Genomic DNA, 15,353 nt, shown 5'->3' with positions numbered 1-15,353 from the left:
GGACCCAGGCCATGAACGGCAAGGCCGAGGAAATGGCACCGCTGAAGGGCGTGTCGCTGATCCTGGCGGGCGTGGTGCTCGCGCTCACCAATTTCATGGTGGTGCTCGACACCACCATCGCCAACGTCTCCGTGCCGCACATCGCCGGCAGCCTGGGCATCTCGGGCAGCCAGGGGACGTGGATCATCACTTCCTATGCGGTGGCGGAGGCCGTCTGCGTGCCGCTCACCGGCTGGCTCGCCGGCCGCTTCGGCACGGTGCGCACCTTCACCTTCGGCATGATCGGCTTCGGCGTCTTCTCGGTGCTGTGCGGCCTGTCGACCACGCTCGGCATGCTCGTTGCCTGCCGTATCGGCCAGGGCCTGTGCGGCGGCCCGCTGATGCCGCTCAGCCAGACACTGCTGATGCGCATCTTCCCGCCCCAGCAGCGCGCCCAGGCAATGGGCGTCTGGGCGATGACCACCGTCGTCGCGCCGATCCTCGGCCCGATCCTCGGCGGCACCATCTCGGACAGCTGGTCGTGGCACTGGATCTTCTTCATCAACATCCCCGTCGCCGCGCTCTGCGCCTTTGGTGCGATGCGCCTGCTGTCGAAGGTCGAGACCCCGACGAGCAAGCTGCGCGTCGACCGCGTCGGCCTGATGCTGATGCTGCTGTGGATCGGCGCGCTGCAGATCATGCTCGATCTCGGCCGCGAGCATGACTGGTTCAACGACACCACCATCGTGATGCTCGGCGTCACCGCGCTGATCGGCTTCCTGGTGTTCCTTGCCTGGGAAGGGACGGAGGACCAGCCGATCGTCGATCTGCGCGTCTTCCGGCACCGCGGCTTCACCGTGGCGGTGGCATCCTTGTCCTTCGCCTTCGCGACCTTCTTCGCCTCGGCGGTGATCATCCCGCAATGGCTGCAGACGAGCATGGGCTACACCGCGACTTATGCCGGCTATGCCACTGCTTTCACCGGCGTGGCGGCGGTCATCATGTCGCCGATCGTCGCCAAGCTCAGCACCAAGGCCGATCCGCGCGCACTGGTCTGCTTCGGCATCCTGTGGCTCGGCTTCACCTCGCTGCTCCGCGTCCACTGGAACAGCCAGGCCGATTTCTGGAGCCTCGCCTTCCCGCAGATGCTCCAGGGCATCGGCATGCCCTTCTTCTTCATCCCGCTGACCACGCTCGCGCTGGGTTCGGTGCGGCCGGAGGAGACGGCATCGGCGGCGGGCGTGATGAGCTTCCTGCGCACGATGGCGGGCGCGATCGGCACCTCGATCGCCACCACCGCCTGGGACGACAGCGCCCGGGTCGCGCGCAGCGAGATCACTTCGAAGCTCAACAGCGACGGCACCGTCGATGCGCTGGCCGCCCAGGGCTTCTCGCTCGATCAGGCGCGCAGCGTGATCGCCCAGCTGGTCGACAAGGAAGCCTTTGCGCTGGCGACCAGCCACATCTTCCTGATCTCGGCGATCGTCTTCGTCGCGGCGGCGATGATCATCTGGCTGACGCCGCGCCCAACGCGGGCCGTGGGGCCGGGGGCGGCGCATTAGGGGCCCTTAATTCCCCTCCCTGCAAGGGAGGGGTTAGGGGTGGGTTAGGAAAGGCCGGGCTCGATGCCCGGCCTTTTCTTTTTCCGATACCGTCTCGTTGGGCGCCCCCGGCCTTCGCCGGGGTCGCAACCCACCCCCGACCCCTCCCTTTCAGGGAGGGGAGCAGAGAGGGGGAGTGCCTGAGCCCTCACTTCCCCGTGAAATTCGCCTTCCGCTTCTGCAGGAACGCCAGCCCGCCCTCCATCGAATCCGCCGTCCCCCGCGCCGCGCGCTGGTGATTGGCTTCCATCGCCAGCGTCTCTTCCAGCGTCAGCTCGAGCGCCTGGCCCAGCCCGCGGCGGATCATGCCCAGCGCCTGGGTCGGTCCCGCGGCCAGCCGGGTGGCCAGCGCCAGCGCCTCATGTTCCAGCTGCTCGTCCGAGACCACGCTGTGCACCAGTCCCCATTCGCGTGCCTTCACTGCCGGCAGCTTCTCGCCGAGCATCATCATCTCGGCGGCGCGGGCGCGGCCGACCAGCCGGGGCAGCAGCCAGGTGGCGCCGCCATCGGGGACCAGACCGATATTGACGAAGGCCTGGAGGAAATAGCCGGTGTCGCTCGCCACGCAGAAATCGGCGGCCAGCGCCAGGCTGCAGCCGATGCCGGCGGCCGCGCCGCGCACCGCGCTCACCACCGGCACGCCGAGACGCGTCACCGCCAGGATCGTCGGGTTGTAATGGTCGGTCAGCGCCGCATGGGTGGCATTGCCGGGATCGGCCGAAGCCAGTGCCCCGCTCGCCACATCGGCACCCGAGCAAAAGGCGCGGCCGGCGCCCTGGAGCAGCACCGCACGGGCGCCGTCGAGGTTGGCAAGCGCATCGCGGATCTCGTCGAACATCGCCGGCGGCGCGGCATTGAGGCGATCGGGCCGGTTGAGCGTGATCACCAGCACATCGCCGGCGCGCGCGGTCAGGATCGTCTCGTAGGCCATGCTTCCACTCCCGTTTCTCTTCGCAACCGATAGCGGGGAAGGGAGGGGCGGAAAAGCGCGGGCGAATTTCCGCTAGGGCATCGGTGGTTGGCTGGTGGGCCTGTTGCCCGGCGAAAGCTTGGGGCCGGGATTCGCCGCCGAATCGCCCGTGGTTCTAAGCCACTTCCGAAATACCATCGTCATCCCCGCCTTCGCGGGGATGACGATTACAGGGTGCTTTAAGGGGCCGGCGCGGATACTGGCGCAGGCGCAGCCACCTCCGGCCCGTTCGCCGTCACCGTCAGCAGCGAATCCCCGCCCAGCGTGCGATACAGCGTCACCAGGTTGGTCGCTTCCACCAGCCGCGTGTTCACCAGTCCGCGCTGCGCGGTGTAGTAGGAACGCTGCGCGACCAGGTTCGCCAGGAAATTGTCGATGCCGCCGCGATAGCGCGCTTCGGACAGGCGATAGCTGTCCTGCGCCGCCGTCAGGTTCGCGGTGTCTGCCTTGAGCTGGTCGGCGATCGTACCGCGCCGGGCCAGCGCATCGGCGACTTCGCGGAAGGCGGTCTGGATCGACTTCTCATAGGTGGCGAGCGCAGCGTCACGCTGCGCCTGGCTCGCCTGCACGCCCGCGCGCCCGGCGCCGGCGTTGAAGATCGAATAGCTGCCGCTCGCGCCGCCCGACCAGTGGAAGCCGTCGCCTGAGAACAGCCCGGTCAGCGCGTTGCTGGCAAGGCCGAGCAGTCCGGTGAGCGAGATGCGCGGGAACAAAGCGGCGCGGGCGGCGCCGATCTCGGCATTGGCGGCGCGCAGCGTGTACTCGGCCTGCACCACGTCCGGGCGGCGGAGCAGCACGCCCGAATCGACGCCGGCGGGCAGCTCGGCCACCGTCGGCGCGGCTTCCTCGATCGCCGAGGAGAGCAGGGCGGGGTCGATCTCGGCGCCGACGAGCAGGCGCAGCGCGTTGACGTCCTGTGCCAGCGCGGTGGTCTGCGATGCGACGTCGGACTGGGCGCTGGCCAGCGTCTGCTGGGCCTGGGCCAGGTCGGTGCGCGGGGCGATGCCGCCCTTCAGCCGCATGTCGGTGAGCTTGACCGAGCGCTCGGCATTTGCCGCCGTATCCTGCGCGATCTTGAGCAGGCTCGCGTCCGCGGCGTGATTGAGCCAGGCGGAGGCGATGTCGCCGATCAGGGTCAGCCGCGTGGCGCGCGCCGCCGCTTCGGTCGCGAACCAGCGATTCTGCTCTGCGCGGGTGAGCGAGGCGACGCGGCCGAACAGGTCCAGCTCGAATGCCGGGATGCTCACGCTGCCGGTGAAGCTGGTCTGGCGATCGCTGCCATCGGCCTTGGAGACGGTGGCGCCGGCCCCCGCGTCTAGACCCGGGATCCGGTCGGCGCGCTGGATGCGGTACTGCGCGCGGGCGGCGGTGATGTTGGCCGCGGCGATGCGCAGGTCGCGATTATTGGCCAGCGCCGTCTCGATCAGCTTCTGGAGGCGCGGATCGCGGAAGATGTCCTGGTAGGTCACCGTGGGGAGCGCGGCTTCATTGGCCTTGAGATAGGCGTCGCCCGTCGGCCAGCCCGACGGCACCGGCGCGGCCGGTGCCTCGAGCTTGGGGTCCATCGAGCAGCCGGCCAGCGCGCTGCCCAGCATCAGGGTAAGGACGATGCGCTTCATGCCTGCGCCTCCGGCTTGTTGCGGCCGATCCGGCCGCGCACCGCCTTGAGCGAATCGCGCACGCCGCGGCGGACGAGCACGAAGAACAGCGGGATGTAGAAGATCGCCAGCACCAGCGCGGTCAGCATGCCGCCGATCACGGCGGTGCCGATCGCGATGCGGCTGTTGGCGCCGGCACCGGTCGATATCGCCAGCGGCAGCACGCCGAACATGAAGGCCAGGCTGGTCATGACGATCGGGCGGAAGCGGATGCGTGCCGCCTCCAGCGCCGCCTCGATCACGCGCTTGCCTTCCTTCTCGGCGCGCTCGGCGAACTCGATCATCAGGATCGCGTTCTTCACCGCCAGGCCCATCGTCGTGAGCAGGCCGATCTGCAGGTACACGTCGTTCTGCAGGCCCCGCAGGCTCACCGCGAACACCGCGCCGATCAGGCCGAGCGGCACCACGAGCATCGCGGCGACCGGGATCGACCAGCTCTCGTAGAGCGCCGCCAGGCACAGGAACACGATCAGCAGCGACACGCCGTACAGCAGCGGCGCCTGCCCGCCCGCCAGCCGCTCCTGGTAGGAGAGGCCGGCCCAGGCGACGCTGGTCCCCGGGATCTGCGACGCGAGCTGCTCCATCCGGTTCATCGCGTCGCCCGAGCTCTTGCCCGGTGCCGGCTGGCCCTGGAACTCGAAGGACGAGATGCCCTGGAAGCGCGAGACGGTGGTCGGCGCGGTCGCCCAGCCGATGGTCGCGAAGGCGGAGAAGGGCGCCATCTGCCCGTTGCTGCCGCGCACGAACCACTCGCTCAGGTTCTGCGGATCGGCGCGATAGGGCGCGTCGCCCTGGACATAGACGCGCTTCACGCGGCCGCGGTCGATGAAGTCGTTGACGTAGCGCCCGCCCCAGGCGGTCGACAGCGTGTTGTTGACGTCGGCCTGGGTGAGCCCGAGCGCCGCCAGCTTCTCCTGGTCGATCTGGATGTTGAGCGTCGACACGTCGGGCAGGTCCGACAGGCGTACCGCCTGCAGGTCCGGATCGGCATTGGCCGCGGCAAGCAGCTTGTCGCGCGCCGCGACGAAGTCCTCGCGCGACATGCCGCTGCTGTTCTGCAGCTCGAGCGTGAAGCCGTTCGACTGGCCGAGCCCGCGGATCGCCGGCGGCACCAGCGCGAAGACCTGCGCGTCGCGGAAGTTGCGGAAGGCGCCCGCCGCGCGCTGGACGATCGCGTCCGCCGCATTGTCCTTGCCCGGGCGATCGTCCCAGGGGACGAAGTTCACGAAGCCCTGGCCGGTATTCTGGCCGCTCGCGCCGCCGCCGCCGCCGCCACCGGTCACGGTGAAGGTGGTCTTGACGTTCTTGCCCTCCTGCTCGCGCAGATACTTCTCGATCGCCAGCTGCACCTGCTGGGTGCGGCTCTGCGTCGCACCCGCGGGCAGGCGGAACTGGACGCTCGCCGCGCCCTGGTCCTCGGTCGGCAGGAAGCCGGTCGGCAGGCGGTAGAACATCAGCACCAGCACCGCGCAGACCAGCAGGTAGATCAGCAGGAAGATCCACTTGCGATCGACGACGTAGCCGATCGTCCGCGTGTAGCGCTCGATCGTCCACTCGAAGCCTTGGTTGAACTTCTCGGTGCCCGTGCGGAACGCGTTGCCGAGGAACGGCACGCGGCGCGACAGCCAGCCGCTGCCCGGCTCGGCCATGTCCTTCTTGCGCTTGAGCACCGTGGCGGTCAGCGCCGGGCTCAGGATCAGCGCGACCAGCACCGACAGGATCATCGCCGAGACGATCGTCACCGAGAACTGGCGGTAGATCACGCCGGTCGATCCGCCGAAGAACGCCATCGGCAGGAACACTGCCGACAGCACCAGGGCGATCGCGACCAGCGCGATCTGGATCTGGTCCATCGACTTGATCGTCGCCTCGCGCGGGGTGAGGTCGGGATCCTCCTCCATCAGGCGCTCGACATTCTCGACCACGACGATCGCGTCGTCGACGAGCAGGCCGATCACCAGCACCAGCCCGAACAGGGTCAGCGTGTTGATCGAATAGCCGAGCGCATAGAACACCGCGAAGGTGCCGAGCAGCACCACCGGCACCGCGATCATCGGCACCAGCGTCGCGCGCCAGCTCTGCAGGAACACGAACATCACGATGACGACCAGGACGATCGCCTCGATCAGCGTCATCACCACTTCGTGGATCGAGAGCTTGATGAACTCGGTGGTATCGTTGGCATAGGCGTAGTTGAAGCCCTCGGGGAACTCCTTCGCCGCTTCCGCCACGGTCGACTTGACCAGCTCGGCGGTCTTGAGCGCGTCGGCGCCCGGCGCGGTGCTGATCGCGATGCCCGAGCCGGGATGGCCGTTCACCCGGCTGACCGCGTTGTAGTTCTCCGCGCCCAGCTCGATCCGCGCCACGTCCTTCAGCAGCACATGCGCGCCGTTGGTCTGGGTCTTGAGGATGATCTTGGCGAACTGCTCGGGCGTCTGCAGCCGCGATTGCGCGGTCACCGTCGCGTTGAGCATCTGGCTGCTCGGCATCGGCTGGCCGCCGATCTCGCCCGCCGCGATCTCGGTATTCTGGTTGGTGATCGCGGTCACCACGTCGCTCGGCATCAGGCTGTAGCTGGCCAGCGCCGAGGGGTTGAGCCAGATCCGCATCGCATAGGGCGAGCCGAACACGTTGACGTCGCCCACGCCCGGCAGGCGCGAAAGCGTGTCCTGCAGGTTGGACGAGAGCCAGTCCGAAACGTCGCGATTGGTGCGCTTGTCGGTCTCGTCATAGACGCCGACGAGCAGCAGCGTGTCGGGGTTCGACTTGGTGACGCGCACGCCCTGCTGCTGCACCTGGTTGGGCAGGCGGGACAGCGCCTGCTGCACCTGGTTCTGCACCTGCACCTGGGCGATGTCGGGATCGGTGCTCTTGTCGAAGGTCGCGCTGATCGTCACCTGCCCGCGCGAGGTCGAGGACGAGCTGAAATAGAGCAGCCCGTCGATGCCGGTCAGGTTCTGCTCGATGATCTGCGTCACCGAATTCTGCACCGTCTCGGCCGACGCGCCCGGATAGGTGGCGCGGATATTGACCTGGGGCGGCGCGATGTCCGGATATTGCGCGATCGGCAGCGAGAAGACCGCGCCCAGGCCCATCAGCATGGTGATGATCGCGATCACCCAGGCGAAGATCGGGCGATCGATGAATACGCGGGACATAGTGGCTTAGCCGCCCTTCGACTTGGAGGCGCCGGTGGCCTGGCCCCTGCGGGGCGTCTCGATCTTCTGCGGCGTGTCGGCCGGGACCGGGCGGATATCGGCATTGGGCTTCAGGTTGGCGATGCCCTGGGTGATCACCTTGTCGCCGGGGTTGAGCCCCTTGGTGATGACCCAGAAGGCGCCCTGGGTGCGATCGGCGGTCACGTCGCGGCGCACCGCCTTGTTGTCGGCGCCGACCACCCAGAGCTGGGCGCTGCCCTTGGCGTCGCGCGACACCGCCTGCTGCGGCACCAGATAGGCGCGGGTATCGACCGCCTGCGTGAACACCGCGCGGACGAACATGCCGGGCAGCAATATGCCCTCGGGATTGTCGAAACGGGCGCGCAGCGTGACCGTGCCGGTATTCTGGTCGACCATCACTTCGGAGAATTCGACAGTGCCGGTGCGGCCATATTCGCTGCCGTCCTCCAGCTTCACGCGCACGCTGGCGCTGCCGGGCATCACGCCCTGCTGCTGGAGCGAGCGGCGCAGCGCGAGCAGCTCGGTGCTCGATTGCTGGATGTCGACGAAGATCGGGTCGAGCCGCTGGATCACCGCCAGCGGATCGGCCTGGTTGCTGGTGACCAGCGCGCCTTCGGTGAACAGCGAGCGGCCGATGCGGCCGGTGATCGGCGCCGGCACCCGGGTGAAGTGCAGGTTGATCTTCGCGGTCTGCAGCTGGGCGCCGCTCTGGGCGATCTGCGCGCTCGCCTGGCGCGACGCGGCCAGCGCGTCGGTATAATCCTGCTTCGAGACCGCCTCGGCCTCGGCCAGGGGCTTGTAGCGATCGGCCTTGGTCCGCGCCGCCTCGGCATTGGCGCGGGCATTCTGCAGGCTGGCCGAAGCCTCGGCCACGCTGGCGGCATAGAGGCGCGGATCGATCTGGTAGAGCGTCTCGCCCTGGCGGACGATCGTACCTTCCTTGAACAGGCGCTTGAGGATGATGCCCGCCACCTGCGGCCGCACCTCGGAGACCTGATAGGGGTTCACCCGGCCGGTAAGCTCGGCGACGACCGGCACTTCGCCGGGCTGCACCACCACGAAGCCGACCTGGGGCGGCCCGCCCGCGCCCTTCTTCTGCGCGGACTGGCTGCCGCTCCCGCACGAGGCGAGAATCAGCGTGGCGGAAAGCAGGGCAAAGGCAGGAAGGCGGGATCCGCCAGCAGTGATTCGGTGCAAGTGTTCAACCCGGATCAAGGCGCCGACTCGGGGCGCGGTTCTATGCGGAAATTCTCTTGGGCAGCGGCCTGTGCAGGCGCAACACAAGAAATATGCGGGAAACGCGAAACTATGTCCCGCCGCTGGATACGTTTCCACGATATGATTACCGCGCGCAACAATCCTCGGGATGCCGTAGCGTTCCCTGCGGGTGTGGGTGTCGAACTCCCTTCCTGTTTCCCCTCCCTGCAAGGGAGGGGCTAGGGGTGGGTTAGAAAAGGTCGGGCTCGATGCCCGGCCTTGTCTTCTCTCCACACCGTCGCGCCGAGCGCCCCCGGCCTTCGCCGGGGTCGCCACCCACCCCCAACCCCTCCCTTGCAGGGAGGGGAGTAGAAGAAGTGGGAAACTCCACCCCCCGTTGCGGCAAACCCGCAACCGGCCTATTGGCGCGCGCCAATATGGCACGCATCGAAACGCCCGCCCGCATCCGCGGCTTCCAGGATATCTTCGGCGAGGATCAGCGCCGGTTCGCGCATGTCGTCGATACGTTCGATCGCATCCGTCGTCTTTATTGCTTCCAGCGCGCCGAAATGCCGGTGCTCGAATCGACTGCGGTATTCTCGCGCTCGATGGGTGAGACCAGCGATGTCGTCTCCAAGGAGATGTATACCTTCGCGCCCGGCGAGGACGAGGACGGCACGTTCACGATGCGCCCTGAGTTCACTGCCGGCATCTGCCGCGCCTTCATCACCAATGGCTGGCAGCAGCACACCCCGCTGAAGCTGGTGACCAGCGGCGCGGTGTTCCGTCGCGAGCGCCCGCAAAAGGGCCGCTACCGCCAGTTCCACCAGCTCGACGCCGAAGTGCTGGGCGTTGCCGAGCCCTCGGCGGACGTCGAGCTGCTCGTCCTCGCGGACCAGTTGCTGCGCGAGCTCGGCATCGAGGATGTGACGCTCCAGCTCAACACGCTGGGCGACGCCGAGACGCGCGAAGCCTGGCGCACTGCGCTGGTCGCGCATTTCGAGCAGCACAAGGATCAGCTGAGCGAGGACAGCCTTGTCCGGCTCGAGAAGAACCCGATGCGCATCCTCGATTCGAAGGATCCGCGCGATCGTCCGATCGCCGACAGCGCACCGGACATCGACGCGTATCTGACCGAGGAGGCCGCGGCCTTCTTCAAGGCGGTGACCGACGGGCTCGATGCCGCCGGGGTCAAGTGGACGCGCAATTCGCGCCTTGTGCGCGGGCTCGATTATTATCGCCACACTGCCTTCGAGTTCGTCACCGACAAGCTCGGCGCGCAGGGCACCGTGCTGGCCGGCGGCCGCTATGACGGCCTGGTCGGCAGCCTTGGCGGCCTCGAGACGCCGGGCGTGGGCTGGGCAGCCGGTATCGAACGGCTGGGGATGATGATCCCGGAACCGGCAGCCGAGCGCATGCAGGTGGCCGTGGTGGTCGAGGCTGCCGGTAGCGAAGCCGCGGCGATTGGCCTGCTCGCAGCACTGCGCAACAACGGTATCAGCGCCGAGCTGTTCGCCAGCGGCAGCCCGAAGAAGCGCTATGATCGCGCGATGAAGGCCGGCCCGGCGATGACCGTCTCGTTCCAGTCTCGCGACGGCGAAGTCTCGATCGCCCAGCGCGTGATCGATGGCGATGCCGTCGATGCCGATGCCGTCGCCACCCTGGTGTCCGGCGCCGCGCGATGAAGATCCCCGCCGACCGGATTGCCGCGATCGAGGCGCGGCGCGACGAGCTGCAGGCGCAGATGGCGACCGGCGACCTTTCCGGCGACAAGTTCGTCGCGGTGTCGAAGGAATATGCCGAGATCGAACCGGTGGCGCTAGCCGCCGGTGAAGTCCGCCGCCTGCGCGCCGATGCCGAATCGCTCGCGCTGATGGCGCAGGAGCCCGATGAGGAAATGCGCGCGCTCGCCGCGGAAGAGCTCCGCGCCAACGAGGCCGCGCTGGCCGCGGCAGAGCGCGGCCTCGCGCTGTCGCTGCTGCCCAAGGACGCGGCCGATGCCCGTCCGGCGATGCTCGAAATCCGCGCCGGCGTCGGCGGCGACGAAGCCGCGCTCTTCGCCGGCGATCTGCTGCGCATGTACCAGCGCTATGCCGATCGCATGGGCTGGAAGATCGAGCTGATCTCGGCCTCCGATTCGGAGTTCGGCGGCTACAAGGAAGTCGTGCTCAGCGTCACCGGCACCGGCGTGTTCGCCAAGCTGAAGTTCGAAAGCGGCGTCCACCGTGTCCAGCGCGTGCCGGCGACCGAGGCGGGCGGGCGCATCCACACCTCGGCGGCGACGGTGGCGGTGCTGCCCGAGGCCGAGGACGCCGACATCAAGATCGACGACAAGGATCTGCGCATCGACATCTTCCGGGCCTCGGGTCCGGGCGGGCAGGGCGTCAACACCACCGATTCGGCGGTGCGCATCACCCATTTGCCCACTGGCACGATCGTCATCCAGCAGGACGAGCGCTCGCAGATCAAGAACAAGGCCAAGGCGATGAAGGTGCTGCGCACCCGCCTGTACGAGCGCGAGCGCGATCGGCTGGCCTCGGAGCGCTCGGGCGCGCGCGCCTCGATGGTCGGCTCGGGCGATCGCTCGGAGCGCATCCGGACGTACAATTTCCCCCAGGGCCGGGTCACCGATCACCGCATCAACCTGACCCTCCACCGCTTGCCCGAAGTGATGGAAGGCGAGCTCGACGAACTGATCGGCGCGCTGATCGCGCAGGACGAGGCCGATCGCCTGGCCCAGCTCGACGGGTAAGGCTCTCAACTCCCCTCCCTGCAAGGGAGGGGCGGGGGTGGGTTAGAAAAGGCCGGGCTCGATGCCCGGCCTTTTCTGTTCCGGCGCGACCTTCTTGATCGTCATTCCGGTCCCCAACCCCGTCATCCCCGCGCAGGCGGGGATCCAGGGTAGCTCGGGATAAACGCGGAAATCGGACCTCCGCTTGCCGGAGATCGCAGGGCGAGCCGTACCGCCATTGCCCCTTGGCTCTGGATCCCCGCCTGCGCGGGGATGACGCTATTGTTGAGCGAGGGGGATGCTCTCGGCGCGTCACCCCTCTGGCAATGTTGGAAATCTTCTGCTTCGGTCCCGGTATGACCCGCGCCGCGAAAATCCGGATCGATCCCTTGCCCCAGCGTCCCTCCCGCACCCGCGTGGCGTATCAAGGGATTCAACATTTTCCGGCTGCCGGCTCTGTGCGGGAGGCGCGGGATGCCCGCTCCTGATCCCCGGCCCGAGGCGCCGTCGGCGGCAAATGGCAGGAGCGTGCGCGTCGGCCTCAACGAAGCCGCCCGCACGCTCGAGCCCGTCTCCGATTCGCCCCGGCTCGATGCCGAGCTGCTGATGGCGCATGCGCTCGGCGTGACCCGGGAAGCGATGATCCTGCGCCATATCGGCGATCCGGTCCCCGGAGGGTTCGAATCCCTCCTCCAACGCCGTCTGGCACATGAACCCGTCGCCTATATCACCGGCAGCCGCGCCTTCTGGACGATCGAGCTGGCGGTGGGGCCGGGGGTATTGATCCCGCGTCCGGACAGCGAAACGCTGCTCGAGGCGGCGCTCGAATATTTCGGCGCACGGTCGCCGGCGCGAATCCTCGATCTTGGCACCGGGCCAGGCACCTTGCTGCTGGCGGCGCTGGCCGAATGGCCCGAGGCGCAGGGGCTGGGCGTGGACGCGTCGGAAGTCGCGCTCGATTATGCCCAGCGCAATGCCGATGCGTTGGGGCTGGCCGATCGCGCCGGCTTCCAGCGCGGCGACTGGGCGCAGGGGCTGGAGGCGCGATTCGACCTGGTCCTGGCGAATCCCCCCTATATCGGCACCGTGGAGGATCTGCCCGAGCAGGTCCGCCGGTATGAGCCGGGCTCGGCCTTGTTCGCGGGTGCGGAAGGGCTCGACGATTACCTGCGGATCATCCCCGATCTGCGCCGGCTGCTGGCGCCGGGCGGCGCGGCGGTGCTGGAGATCGGCTGGACTCAGGCCGAACCCGTATCCGCGATTGCCCGGAAGTGCGGTTTCGCGGTGACGCTGTACAAGGATCTTGGTGGGCGGCCGCGTGCGCTGCTGCTGACTTGAAACGACGCCAGAACGACACATATTTCTGCTTGGACATTAGTGCTGCACCGGCTAAGACAGCCACGGGGTAGGGCACTTTCAACCAAGAAGTTGAAGCTTGGGCCGTGAAGAACGCACAGCCCCGATTCAGGTCATGATAGCCGCTGCAGTCCGGTGGCCATGGCAGGCGAGTTGCGCCTCCCGAGGCGTTGACGCGCATTTGTAAACTGCATCCGGGACCCAGGAATTGGACCGACGGACAGCGTAAACAAGACAGGACATACAGACCTTGATGAACAATCGTCAGGCCGGCCGCCGTCGTGGTCGTGGCGGGCAGCAGCAGCGCCAGGGTGGCAACCCCGGCCAGGGTAACGGGAATCGCATCGACAACCGTGCGCGCGGCAACGCCGCCCAGCTGCTCGAGAAGTACAAGAATCTGGCGCGCGACGCCCAGATGCAGGGCGATCGGGTCAACACCGAATATTATCTCCAGTTCGCGGATCACTATTTCCGCGTGCTGAGCGAGAGCCGGTCGCGCTTCGAGGAGCAGAACCAGCAGCAGCGCCGCAACCGCGATGATTTCGACAGCGACGACGAGGATTTCGACGTCGAGGCCGATGGCAACCGCGCCGAGGATGGCGACGACCAGCCCGAGCAGCGTGCCCAGCAGCAGCCGCGCCGCGAGCGTGAAGGCCGCGGCGATCGCGAGGGTCGCCAGGAGCGGTCGGAGCGTCAGCCCCGCCGCGAGCGCGAGCAGCGCAACGGTCACGCCAACGGCAATGGCTATGCCAATGGCCATGGTGCCGAGGGTGAAGGCGAAGCTGTTGAGGCAGCCGAAGCCCAGGCGCCCCGCGAGGAGCAGGCTCCGCGTCGTGCGCGCCGCCCGCGCCGTGAGGAAGCCCAGGCCGAGGAAAGCCATGCGATCGACGCCGCGGTGCTCCCGCCCGCGCTCGGCGTGAGCGATGCGGCCCCGGCCGAGGCCGCGGAAGAGCCCGCCAAGAAGCCGCGTCGCACCCGCGCCCGCAAGGACGCCGAAGCGACGGTCTGATGGTGATACGAAAATCGGCGGCTGGGCTCGGGCTCAGTCGCCGATTTCGATTTGGTCGCGCAGCAAGTCTTCCACCTGCGCGTCATGCCCGGTCCCGGAGCTGAGGAACATCAGCCCCATCAGCGCGGCGCCGAGCAGGATCGTGAAGAACACGCCGAGTGCGGTGGCCAGGGTCAGGGTGAAGTTCAGCCAGCCCAGCCAGTACCAGAGGATCAGCACCGAAAGCACCGCCACCGCGAAGGCAACCAGTGCCATCCGTGCCAGGACGCGGCGATAGCGCCCCCAGGCGAAGGCAGCATATTCCGGATCGTCCAGGCCCCGGGGCGCTTCCATCTTTTGCAATTGGGGACGATTCGTGGGACACACAAGCGCCTCAACCCGAACGAGGAGTCGAGCGATGACAATCGCGGCAATCCTGGGTGGCAAAGGGCGTGACGTTGTCTCGGTTGATGGTGACAGCACCGTAGCCGATGCCGTTTCGCTGCTTGCGGGCAAGCGCATCGGCGCCGTGCCCGTGATGGTCGGCAATGCCGTGGCCGGCATCTTTTCCGAACGCGACGTGATCTATTGCCTCGAACGCGAAGGCGCGGCGGCGCTTACCCGCAAGGTCAGTGAAGTGATGACCGCCCCGGCGATCACCGTTTCGCCGGACGAGGGCGTGCTTGCCGCACTGGCGCTGATGACGCGCAGGCGCATCCGCCATCTGCCGGTGGTCGAGGGTGGCACCTGTATCGGCTTCATTTCGATCGGCGACCTGGTGAAGTACCGGATCGAACGGATCGAATCCGAGGCGGATGCGATGCGCGCCTATATCCAGGCGGTCTAGGCGCCGCGGTTGCGGACCAGGTTGATCGAATCGACCAGCATCCGCCGTGCGAACAGGAACAGCAGCGCGGCATAGGCAAGCCCACCGGCGCCGACCAGCAGCGCCAGACGGAGGAGTTCGGGCACCGGAGGGAGCAGGGCGTCGAGGCCGGTGACAATCAATGCCATTGCCGCGGCGGCGAGCGCCGACGGCGCGATCGCCTCGACCAGTGTGCCGAATTTTACGCCGATCACCGGCAGCGTCCGCCAGGTCGAGAGCGCGAGATAGAGCGGATAGGCGGCGAACCAGGCGGCGACGAGCCCCATCACCCCCCAATGCACGCCGATCAGGAAGGCGATCGGCAGGCAGAGCGCGCCGGTCATGGAATTCTGCGCGCTGATCCCGGGGCGTCCACAGGCATCGCTGGCCGGGGCGAACAGCACCTGCAGCGTCATCATCGGCATGGCGAGCGCGAGCCAGTGCACAACCGGCACCGCTTCCATCCATTTGGGGCCAAGCGCGACGGCGACCAGCGGCTCCGCCGTGGCGGCCATACCGAGATAGAAGGGCATGGCGACCAGCATCACCAGCCGGACCGATTTGGTGAAGGCGGCGCCAACCGCGGCCTTGTCGTCCTTCAGTCGGGCATAGGCGGAGAAGGCGACTTCGTTGAGCGGCGGCACGAATTTCGAGACGAAGATCTGGGTGAGGAACAGGCTGGTCGTATAGATGCCCAGCATGTGCGGATCGAACAGGCGGCCGGCGATGAACACATCGGCCTGGCTCTGTGCGAACCAGAAGATCTGGCCGGTGGCCATCACGCCGCCGTAACGGGCGATGTCGCCGGCGCCGCGAAAGTCGAAGCTCG

General features: G+C 67.6%; 12 protein-coding genes (1 of these 12 cut by a window edge). 6 read left to right on the top strand and 6 right to left on the bottom strand.

What is annotated here, in order from left to right:
- Nucleotides 1-11: 11 nt before the first annotated feature.
- Nucleotides 12-1,541: a DHA2 family efflux MFS transporter permease subunit gene (locus O3305_RS12570; RefSeq protein ID WP_269572867.1), complete on the top strand. Its 1,530-nt coding sequence runs from the start codon at nt 12-14 to the stop codon at nt 1,539-1,541.
- A 187-nt stretch (nt 1,542-1,728) separates the two neighbouring features.
- Here O3305_RS12570 and O3305_RS12565 read toward each other — a convergent pair whose 3' ends face one another.
- From O3305_RS12565 to O3305_RS12550, 4 genes are all read right to left on the bottom strand, one after another.
- The gene (locus tag O3305_RS12565; RefSeq protein WP_269572866.1) at nt 1,729-2,511 is read right to left on the bottom strand and encodes an enoyl-CoA hydratase-related protein; all 783 of its coding nucleotides are present in this window, start codon (nt 2,509-2,511) and stop codon (nt 1,729-1,731) included.
- Between the two features lie 218 nt (nt 2,512-2,729).
- On the bottom strand, nt 2,730-4,169 hold the full coding sequence (locus tag O3305_RS12560; RefSeq protein ID WP_269572865.1) for an efflux transporter outer membrane subunit: 1,440 nt from the start codon (nt 4,167-4,169) through the stop codon (nt 2,730-2,732).
- Nucleotides 4,166-7,366 carry an efflux RND transporter permease subunit gene (locus O3305_RS12555; RefSeq protein ID WP_269572864.1) on the bottom strand — a complete coding sequence of 1,067 codons (3,201 nt, stop codon included), beginning with the start codon at nt 7,364-7,366 and terminating at the stop codon, nt 4,166-4,168. Before O3305_RS12555 ends, O3305_RS12560 begins: the two co-directional genes overlap by 4 nt.
- Before the next feature lie 6 nt (nt 7,367-7,372).
- Nucleotides 7,373-8,575 carry an efflux RND transporter periplasmic adaptor subunit gene (locus O3305_RS12550; protein ID WP_502958203.1) on the bottom strand — a complete coding sequence of 401 codons (1,203 nt, stop codon included), beginning with the start codon at nt 8,573-8,575 and terminating at the stop codon, nt 7,373-7,375.
- 446 nt (nt 8,576-9,021) lie between these two features.
- Between O3305_RS12550 and hisS the strand changes: the two genes are divergently transcribed.
- From hisS to O3305_RS12530, 4 genes are all read left to right on the top strand, one after another.
- A complete protein-coding gene (gene hisS / locus O3305_RS12545; protein WP_269572862.1) occupies nt 9,022-10,269 on the top strand; it encodes a histidine--tRNA ligase in 1,248 nt (415 codons plus the stop codon).
- Nucleotides 10,266-11,336 (top strand): peptide chain release factor 1, encoded by a 1,071-nt coding sequence (gene prfA / locus O3305_RS12540; protein ID WP_269572861.1) that lies wholly within the window; start codon nt 10,266-10,268, stop codon nt 11,334-11,336. Before hisS ends, prfA begins: the two co-directional genes overlap by 4 nt.
- Nucleotides 11,337-11,789: 453 nt before the next feature.
- Nucleotides 11,790-12,653, top strand: coding sequence for a peptide chain release factor N(5)-glutamine methyltransferase (gene prmC / locus O3305_RS12535; RefSeq protein WP_269572860.1), 864 nt, complete (start codon nt 11,790-11,792; stop codon nt 12,651-12,653).
- Nucleotides 12,654-12,924: 271 nt separating this feature from the next.
- Complete coding sequence (locus O3305_RS12530; protein ID WP_269572859.1) at nt 12,925-13,680, top strand: DUF4167 domain-containing protein; 756 nt, start codon at nt 12,925-12,927, stop codon at nt 13,678-13,680.
- A gap of 33 nt (nt 13,681-13,713) precedes the next feature.
- Here O3305_RS12530 and O3305_RS12525 read toward each other — a convergent pair whose 3' ends face one another.
- A complete protein-coding gene (locus tag O3305_RS12525) occupies nt 13,714-14,013 on the bottom strand; it encodes a hypothetical protein (RefSeq protein ID WP_269572858.1) in 300 nt (99 codons plus the stop codon).
- 64 nt (nt 14,014-14,077) lie between these two features.
- Here O3305_RS12525 and O3305_RS12520 point away from each other — a divergent pair, with 64 nt between their 5' ends.
- A complete protein-coding gene (locus O3305_RS12520) occupies nt 14,078-14,506 on the top strand; it encodes a CBS domain-containing protein (protein ID WP_269572857.1) in 429 nt (142 codons plus the stop codon).
- Here O3305_RS12520 and O3305_RS12515 read toward each other — a convergent pair.
- Nucleotides 14,503-15,353 carry the 3' portion of a lipopolysaccharide biosynthesis protein gene (locus O3305_RS12515; RefSeq protein ID WP_269572856.1) on the bottom strand. It continues 628 nt past the right edge of the window, so the window shows 851 of its 1,479 coding nt (coding positions 629-1,479); its start codon lies beyond the right edge, outside the window — the gene reads right to left on this strand; the stop codon is at nt 14,503-14,505. The genes O3305_RS12520 and O3305_RS12515 overlap by 4 nt on opposite strands.

The sequence above is a fragment of the Sphingomonas sp. NIBR02145 genome (genome assembly GCF_027359115.1).
Classification (GTDB): Bacteria; Pseudomonadota; Alphaproteobacteria; order Sphingomonadales; family Sphingomonadaceae; genus Sphingomonas; species Sphingomonas kyeonggiensis_A.
This window is presented reverse-complemented; position numbering and strand designations above follow the sequence as displayed.

Excerpts from the sequence above, each read along its gene's own strand:
- O3305_RS12520 (WP_269572857.1), top strand. The coding sequence starts at position 14,078 with ATGACAATCGCGGCAATCCTGGGTGGCAAAGGGCGTGACGTTGTCTCG.
- O3305_RS12530 (WP_269572859.1), top strand. The coding sequence starts at position 12,925 with ATGAACAATCGTCAGGCCGGCCGCCGTCGTGGTCGTGGCGGGCAGCAG.
- O3305_RS12555 (WP_269572864.1), bottom strand. The coding sequence starts at position 7,366 with ATGTCCCGCGTATTCATCGATCGCCCGATCTTCGCCTGGGTGATCGCG.
- O3305_RS12570 (WP_269572867.1), top strand. The coding sequence starts at position 12 with ATGAACGGCAAGGCCGAGGAAATGGCACCGCTGAAGGGCGTGTCGCTG.
- prmC (WP_269572860.1), top strand. The coding sequence starts at position 11,790 with ATGCCCGCTCCTGATCCCCGGCCCGAGGCGCCGTCGGCGGCAAATGGC.
- prfA (WP_269572861.1), top strand. The coding sequence starts at position 10,266 with ATGAAGATCCCCGCCGACCGGATTGCCGCGATCGAGGCGCGGCGCGAC.
- O3305_RS12565 (WP_269572866.1), bottom strand. The coding sequence starts at position 2,511 with ATGGCCTACGAGACGATCCTGACCGCGCGCGCCGGCGATGTGCTGGTG.
- hisS (WP_269572862.1), top strand. The coding sequence starts at position 9,022 with ATGGCACGCATCGAAACGCCCGCCCGCATCCGCGGCTTCCAGGATATC.
- O3305_RS12560 (WP_269572865.1), bottom strand. The coding sequence starts at position 4,169 with ATGAAGCGCATCGTCCTTACCCTGATGCTGGGCAGCGCGCTGGCCGGC.
- O3305_RS12525 (WP_269572858.1), bottom strand. The coding sequence starts at position 14,013 with ATGGAAGCGCCCCGGGGCCTGGACGATCCGGAATATGCTGCCTTCGCC.